Genomic DNA, 7,268 nt, shown 5'->3' on the forward strand with positions numbered 1-7,268 from the left:
CTGTCGCCCCGCGCGTCGCCGCGCCGCTGGAGATGCCCGAGATCGAGGACGCGCCTTGGGACGAGACGCCCGCCTCCATGCCTTTGGCTCCCATGCCGGCGCCCGCCGCGTCGCCGGAACGGGTCACCACCGCCGCCGAACCGCGCGTCGCCGCGCCCAAGCCGGCCAAATCCAAGAAGGCCTTCGACGACGATCAGGCCTCGTTCGAATTCACCCGCCCCGAAGGCGCCTTCGACCTGCCGCCGCTGGGCATGCTGACCAAGCCCCAGGCCCGCACCGGCGCCATCGACGAGACCGCCCTGAAGCAGAACGCCAAGATGCTGGAGGGCGTGCTGCAAGAGTTCGGCGTGCGCGGCGTGATCGACCAGATCCGCCCCGGCCCTGTCGTCACCCTCTACGAACTGGTCCCCGCCGCCGGGGTCAAGCACGGCCGGGTCGTGGCCCTGGCCGACGACATCGCCCGGTCGATGTCCGCCCGCGCCTGCCGCATCTCGGTGGTTCAGGGCCGGAACGCCATCGGCATCGAACTGCCCAACGTCAAACGCGAGACGGTCTATCTGCGCGACCTCCTGGCCTCGTCGGAATACGCCAAGCCGTCGCACCTGCTGCCTCTGGCGCTCGGCGAATCGATCGGCGGCGAGCCCTATGTCGCCGACCTGGCGCGCATGCCCCACCTCCTGATCGCGGGCACCACCGGCTCGGGCAAGTCGGTCGGGGTCAACGCCATGATCCTGTCGATCCTCTATCGCCTGTCGCCGGCCGAATGCCGCTACATCATGATCGACCCCAAGATGCTGGAGCTCAGCGTCTATGACGGCATCCCGCATTTGCTGGCCCCGGTCGTCACCGATCCCAAGAAGGCCGTGGTCGCCCTGAAATGGACGGTCAAGGAGATGGAGGACCGCTATCGCCGGATGTCCAAGCTCGGGGTCCGCAACGTCGCCAGCTACAACGAACGCGCCCGCGAGGCCCAGGCCAAGGGCGAGCATTTCGAACGCACCGTCCAGACCGGCTTCGACGAACAGGGTCGGCCGATCTACGAGTCCGAGAAGATCCGCCCCGAGCCCATGCCCTATCTGGTCGTGGTGATGGACGAGATGGCCGACCTGATGCTGGTCGCGGGCAAGGACGTGGAGGGCGCCGTCCAGCGTCTGGCCCAGATGGCCCGCGCCGCCGGCATCCACCTGATCATGGCGACCCAACGCCCGTCGGTCGACGTCATCACCGGCACCATCAAGGCCAACTTCCCGACGAGAATCTCCTTCCAGGTCACCTCCAAGATCGACAGCCGCACCATCCTCGGCGAACAGGGCGGCGAGCAGCTGCTGGGCCAGGGCGACATGCTCTACATGGCCGGCGGCGGCCGCATCACCCGCCTGCACGGCCCGTTCGTGGACGACAAGGAGGTCGAGGACGTCTGCAACCACCTGAAGGCCCAGGCCGAGCCCGACTATCTGGACCTGATCACAGACGACCCGGACGGCGACGGCGACAACGCCTTCGACGAGGGCGGAAACGGCGGGTCCGGCGACGACCTCTACGACCGCGCCGTGGCCGTGGTCACCCGCGACCGCAAGGCCTCGACCTCCTACGTCCAGCGCCGCCTCCAGATCGGCTACAACCGCGCCGCCTCCCTGATAGAACGCATGGAGCAGGAAGGCGTGGTCAGCCCCGCCAACCACGCCGGCAAGCGGGATGTGCTGGCGGGTCCGCCGCCGATGGGGTGACTGGCGTCAGCCCTGGCGAACGCCGCCTCTCACATGGAGGATGCCAAGGCCCGGCAGAGCGCCGAAGAGACCCAACACCAATATCGCCAAGCTCTCGATCCGCATCGGGGCCAGCGTCGTGAAGTTTATCACGTTGTCGATCAGCGTCCCGAAGTGCGTTGTCAGTTCGCCATGGACCGCACCCAGAACGCCGAGGAGGACGGCGATGATCGCGACGAATTGGACGCACAGGACGTTCCTGCGAAAGCCGCCTACGGCTCCGACGACCATCGTGACCAAGATAGCGCCCGCCACCAGCCTGGGAACCAGTGACATGACGAGAAATATCTCCGCCAGCGTCACGCCCGGCAGATAGACCCGCATCATCCAACCCAAGGCCACGGACACCATCAGAAGGGCGATCGCGATGACGATAAGAAGTCGGGTCATGGCCTGCCTCACTCCACAACACGCTGCGGACCGCCGCCTGCCCTGTCAATCGGCGTCGCAACCGGACGGCTGGCGCGGCGTTATCGACGGCTCCCGATGAACGGGGCTTCATCGCGGCGCCGGAATATGGTCTGGCTTGGGTCATAAGCCGGCCCGGGCCGAGGTCCACAACGGCGATCACCCTAAATCCATCCCGAACGGGAGAAGACTGATGACTATCTCACGCCGCGACCTCGGCTTCGGCCTCGCCGCCATCGCGGGCCTCGCCGCCCTGCCCGCCCAGGCCCAGGCCAATCTGTCGGCCGAGGACCGCGCCACCCTGGCCCGCGCCCAGGGCTATCTGCAGGCCCTGACCTCCTATCAGGGGACCTTCGTGGAGACCGGCTCGGGCAGTCAGCGCCGGGAGGGCCGGTTCTGGCTGCAGCGTCCGGGCAAGATGCGGTTCGAATACACCAGCCCGGCCGGGCTTCTGGTCGTGTCTGATGGCTACAACGTCAAACGCTACGACCCGCGCCTGAACAACTTCCGCCAAGTGCCGCTGGGCCAGACGCCCCTGTCCACCTTCCTGGCCCGCAACGTCCGCTTCGATCAGGGCGTCCGCATCGACCGCGTCACCCGCTCGGCCGGCGGCGGCTATTCGATCGTGGCGCGCGACAGTCGGCGTCCGAACGACGGTGCGGTGACCCTGGTCTTCGGTGGTTCCCCGACGCGCCTGCTGGAGTGGACCATCCTGGACGCCCAGGGCACGGGCACGCGCACCCAGCTGACCAGCCTGACGCCGGCCGCCCGGATCGACCCCGCCCTGTTCCGTCTCACCGACCCGACCCAGCGTCCGCGCCGGAACTGATCCGCACCCGGCCGAATCGTCACCGCGATCGGTGATCGTGGTTCTTTCGCAACGGCCAAGCCTTGATTTAATATGTTTGACATTTTTCTCCTGTAGTGACACTTGGGTCACAGGGCGACGGCGGTCGCCTTTCCGCGTCGGACTTCATCCCCTCCCGATAGCGGCGTGTGAGAGAGAAACCTTGAACGCCCGGCGCTGGTCGCCGGGCGTCTCTTTTTTCCCAGGAGAGACCGCTAACGCTCGCGACGCGGTCGCTCGCTGCTTGAGCGGGAATCCGAGGTGCGGCAGAAGCCCTCCCCATGATCCTCCGCCTCGCCACCTGGAACATCAACTCCGTCCGCCTGCGCATCGACCAGGTCGCGCGGTTCGTGAAGGAGGCGAATGTCGACGTCCTCTGCCTTCAGGAAATCAAATGTCTGGAGGACCAGTTTCCACGCAACGCCTTTGTCGACATGGGCATGCCCCATATCAAGGTCGCGGGTCAGAAGGGCTGGCACGGGGTGGCCATCGCCTCGCGCCTGCCGATGGAGGCGTCGGACACCTTCAACGCCTGCAAGCTGGGCCACGCCCGCTGCGTCTCGGCCCGCATCGCCGGGATCGACGTCCAGAACTTCTACATCCCCGCCGGCGGCGACGTGCCGGACCGCGAGCTGAACCCGAAGTTCGATCACAAGATGGACTTCTACGAGCAGCTGACCGCCACAGTGGCGGCCCAGGATCGTTCGGCGCGCCTTCTGATGTGCGGCGACTTCAACATCGCCCCCTCGGAGTTCGACGTCTTCAACCACAAATTCATGCTCAAGGTCGTCAGCCACACCCCCGGCGAGATCGAGACCCTGAACCGGCTCCAGCAGGCCGGCGGCTTCTTCGACGTGGTGCGCGACGCCTATCCCGAGCCGCAGAAGCTGGCCTCTTGGTGGAGCTATCGCGCCCAGGATTTCCGCAAGTCCGCGCGCGGCCTGCGCCTCGACCACATCTGGACTTCGCCCGGCCTGACGCCGTCGGTCGTGGCCAAAAGCGCCGTGATCCACGAACCGGTCCGCGCTTGGGAACAGCCCTCGGACCACTGCCCCATCACCGTCGACCTCGACGTCTGAGCCCGGATCAGAAGGGGAAGAAGACCGGTATCGCCACCATGGCCGCCGCCCAGGTGATCAGGTTCAGCGGCACCCCTACCCGGACGAAGTCCATGTAGCTGTAGCCGCCCATGTTGAAGACCAGCACATTGGTCTGATAGCCGAACGGGGTGGCGAAGGCGGCCGAGGCGGCCATCATCACACAGACCAGGAACGGCCGGGGATCGACGCCAAGGCTCTCGGCCAGGGCCACGGCGATCGGGGTGATGAGGACGGCCACCGTGGCGTTGGACAACAGCTCCGTCGCGAACAGGGTCACGCCGTAGAGAACGATCAGGGCGCCCAGCGGCCCCAGCGGCCGGATGAAATCGATCAGCAGGTTAGCCCCCGCCGCTGCAAGGCCCGTGACCTCGATGGCGGTGCCGACCACCACCATCCCCGCGATCAGCAGCAGGATTTCGGGCCGCAGTCCCGCATAGGCCTCTTCCGGCGTGATGACGCGCAACAGGATCAGGGCCACCGCCCCCGCAAAGGCCGCCGCCGCGATCGGAGCCCAGCCCAGAGCCGCCGCCGCGATGACCAGAACGAAGACGCCCATAGAGATCAGCGCCGGCTTCAGGTTGAAGGGCCGGTCCGCCGCGCCATAGAGCTCGACATCCCCCAGATGGGCGTCGCCCGAACCGTCGGACTGGTTGCGCGATTCGCCCAGTCTCGGCAGGCCGAAGGGCAGGACGCGGCGGCGCTTGCGGGCCGCCTCTTCCGCCGCCTCGCGACGGGCGGCCTCCATCTCGGCCAGTCGGGCCTGCTCGGCCTCGTCCGCCGCCACGGCGCGGCCGAGCTGCCGGGCGCCGACGAAATAGAGCCACAGGCCCCCGACCGCCGCAATGCACAGGCCGACAGGGGTGATCTCGAACAGGCTGAACACCGGCTGGCCGGCGTTGCGGGCCATATCGTTGACCAGAAGATTGGTCGAGGTGCCGATCAAGGTCAGGAGGCCGCCCAGAACCGTCACATGGCTGAGCGGCATCAGGAACCGCTTGGGCGACAGCCTCAGGGACTGGGCCACATCACGAATCACCGGCGCGGCCAGCACCACCACAGGCGTATTGTTGAGGAAGCCTCCGACCGAGCCGCACAGGGCGATGACGACCCAGATTCCCCTCGCCCCGACCCGGGCCGCCAAAGCCGTCGCCTGACGGATCAGCAGGCCCAGCAGGCCCGACAGTTCGATGGCGTAGGCGATGACGAACAGGCCGGCCAAGGCGATGACCGCCGGGCTGGCGAAGGCCCCTTGGACCTCCACGGGCCGTACGACGCCGAGCAGCAACAGGACCGCCGCGCCCGTCAGGGCCACGACGTCCGAGCGGACCCGGCCGTGTATCAGCACCCCCACCACGCCGACGAGAACCGCCAGGGCGGCGATCTGATCGAATGTCATGCCCCCTGCTGCCCCCCTCGACCGCACCGCGTCAACCTTTTCCGACCCGGCATCCCCAAAGGAGCGATCGACGTGCTAGGCTGGTTGCATGTTCGAACCGACCGCGTCGCCTCGCCCGTCGGTCGTCGCCGTCGCGGCGTCCGGCCTGATCCTCGCCCTGGCCTCGTCCCTGGCCGCCTGCGAGCGACGTGAGCCCGCCGCTGCTCCACCGGCGGAACCTGCGGCCTCCACACCGCCGACCGTCGTGATGGCCCCGGCGCGACAGATCGACCGCGCCGAGCTTCTGGCCGCCGTGGACGTGGCCGCCTCGGCCTGGGCGCGCGGCCAGTCGCCCGGAGGCGACGACACCCTGGTCGGCCGGCGGCTGGTCATCCGCCAGGCCTTCGGCTGTTCGCCTTCAGACGCCGCGGCCGTCGGCGTCGGGACGACCGGCGGCGAGGGCCTGGCCCGGGCCGCCTTCGGACGGGACCGCAAGACCCTGCAGCTGTCCCTGGCCCCCGCCGACTGGACCCAGGCGCCTCTGGCGGCGGGCGGCGGCGAGACCTGGGAATCGGTCGAGGGATTCTGGCTGCCCCGGCCCTGGATCCGCACCGACGAATGCCCGGCCGTTCCGACGACAGCGACGGGCGAGGGCGAGGCGTCCGAAGTCGTCCCACAGGCCTCTGCCCAGACCGTCGGCCTGGCCGCTGTGTTCGAGACGGACGGATCGCGGCTGAGCCGCCGCAACGGTCGCGCCTACGCCTTCACCGTGCGCGGAGACGGCGACCTGCCCGTCGTTCCCCCGCCCGGCGGCTATCGTCTGGTTCTGGAGGGGCGAGCGATCGCCTTCCCGAATGGACGGGCCATACGGTGCCTGTCACCCTCACCCGATCAGCGGCCGGTCTGCGTCGTCGCCGCTCAGGTGGACCGCGTCGCCTTCGAGGACGCCACGGGCAAGACGCTCAGCGAGTGGCGGCCGAACTGACGGGTCGCCCGCCTTCTGTTTTCAGGGCTGGAGCCGGTATCCGCCCGCGTCGGTCAGCAGCAGCCGCGCCTGACCCGGTTCCGGCTCGATCTTCTGGCGCAGGCGATAGATGTGGGTTTCCAGGGTGTGGGTCGTGACGCCGGCGTTATAGCCCCAAACCTCGGTCAGCAGCTCCTCGCGCGACACCGGCTTGGCCCCGGCGCGATAGAGATATTTCAGGATATTGGTCTCTTTTTCCGTCAGCCGGATCTTCTTGCCGCGTTCGTCGACCAGAACCTTGCCGGCCGGACGGAAGGCGTAGGGGCCGATGGCGAAGACGGCGTCCTCGGACTGTTCGTGGCTGCGCAGATGGGCGCGGATGCGGGCCAGCAGAACCGCGAACCGGAAGGGCTTGGTGACATAGTCGTTGGCGCCGCTGTCGAGCCCCAGCACGGTGTCGGCGTCCGAATCCTGTGCCGTCAGCATGATGACGGGGGTCGAGACCCCGTCCTTGCGCAGCAGGCGGCAGGCCTCGCGCCCGTCCATGTCGGGCAGGTCCACGTCCAGCAGGATCAGGTCGGCGCGGATCTCACGCCCCAGTCGCACCCCCTCGGTGGCGGTCGAGGCCTGAACCGTGCGGAACTCCTCGTGCAGGGCCAGCTGTTCCGCCAGCGCCTCGCGCAGGTCGTCGTCGTCGTCGATGATCAGGAGGGTCTTGGGCGTGGGCATGTCTGTAACAATGGCGAGGCTTGGGCTCCACGCCAAGGGCGACGCGGAAAAACGAGCGCTTTCAAGCCCTCTGAACCCC

The 7,268-nt window shown here is 68.1% G+C and carries 7 protein-coding genes; 4 read left to right on the forward strand and 3 right to left on the reverse strand.

The window, feature by feature from the left end:
- A partial coding sequence (locus ACT6QK_RS14325; RefSeq protein ID WP_444598501.1) for a DNA translocase FtsK occupies positions 1-1,727 on the forward strand: 1,727 nt, incomplete at its 5' end.
- Between the two features lie 6 nt (positions 1,728-1,733).
- Here ACT6QK_RS14325 and ACT6QK_RS14330 read toward each other — a convergent pair.
- Positions 1,734-2,156 (reverse strand): hypothetical protein, encoded by a 423-nt coding sequence (locus tag ACT6QK_RS14330; protein ID WP_444598502.1) that lies wholly within the window; start codon positions 2,154-2,156, stop codon positions 1,734-1,736.
- A gap of 211 nt (positions 2,157-2,367) precedes the next feature.
- Between ACT6QK_RS14330 and ACT6QK_RS14335 the strand changes: the two genes are divergently transcribed.
- Together ACT6QK_RS14335 and xth are read left to right on the forward strand one after the other, a co-directional pair.
- Positions 2,368-3,003 carry a LolA family protein gene (locus ACT6QK_RS14335; RefSeq protein ID WP_444598503.1) on the forward strand — a complete coding sequence of 212 codons (636 nt, stop codon included), beginning with the start codon at positions 2,368-2,370 and terminating at the stop codon, positions 3,001-3,003.
- A 299-nt stretch (positions 3,004-3,302) separates the two neighbouring features.
- Positions 3,303-4,100: an exodeoxyribonuclease III gene (gene xth, locus ACT6QK_RS14340; RefSeq protein WP_444598504.1), complete on the forward strand. Its 798-nt coding sequence runs from the start codon at positions 3,303-3,305 to the stop codon at positions 4,098-4,100.
- Positions 4,101-4,107: 7 nt separating this feature from the next.
- On the opposite strand, the gene ACT6QK_RS14345 is transcribed toward xth, so the two are convergent.
- Positions 4,108-5,517 (reverse strand): SLC13 family permease, encoded by a 1,410-nt coding sequence (locus ACT6QK_RS14345; protein ID WP_444598505.1) that lies wholly within the window; start codon positions 5,515-5,517, stop codon positions 4,108-4,110.
- 88 nt (positions 5,518-5,605) lie between these two features.
- Between ACT6QK_RS14345 and ACT6QK_RS14350 the strand changes: the two genes are divergently transcribed.
- Positions 5,606-6,481 carry a hypothetical protein gene (locus ACT6QK_RS14350; RefSeq protein ID WP_444598506.1) on the forward strand — a complete coding sequence of 292 codons (876 nt, stop codon included), beginning with the start codon at positions 5,606-5,608 and terminating at the stop codon, positions 6,479-6,481.
- A gap of 21 nt (positions 6,482-6,502) precedes the next feature.
- On the opposite strand, the gene ACT6QK_RS14355 is transcribed toward ACT6QK_RS14350, so the two are convergent.
- Positions 6,503-7,189 carry a response regulator transcription factor gene (locus tag ACT6QK_RS14355; protein WP_444598507.1) on the reverse strand — a complete coding sequence of 229 codons (687 nt, stop codon included), beginning with the start codon at positions 7,187-7,189 and terminating at the stop codon, positions 6,503-6,505.
- Between the last annotated feature and the right edge of the window lie 79 nt (positions 7,190-7,268).

This window comes from Brevundimonas sp. (genome assembly GCF_052436175.1).
In the GTDB taxonomy this organism is placed as follows: domain Bacteria; phylum Pseudomonadota; class Alphaproteobacteria; order Caulobacterales; family Caulobacteraceae; genus Brevundimonas.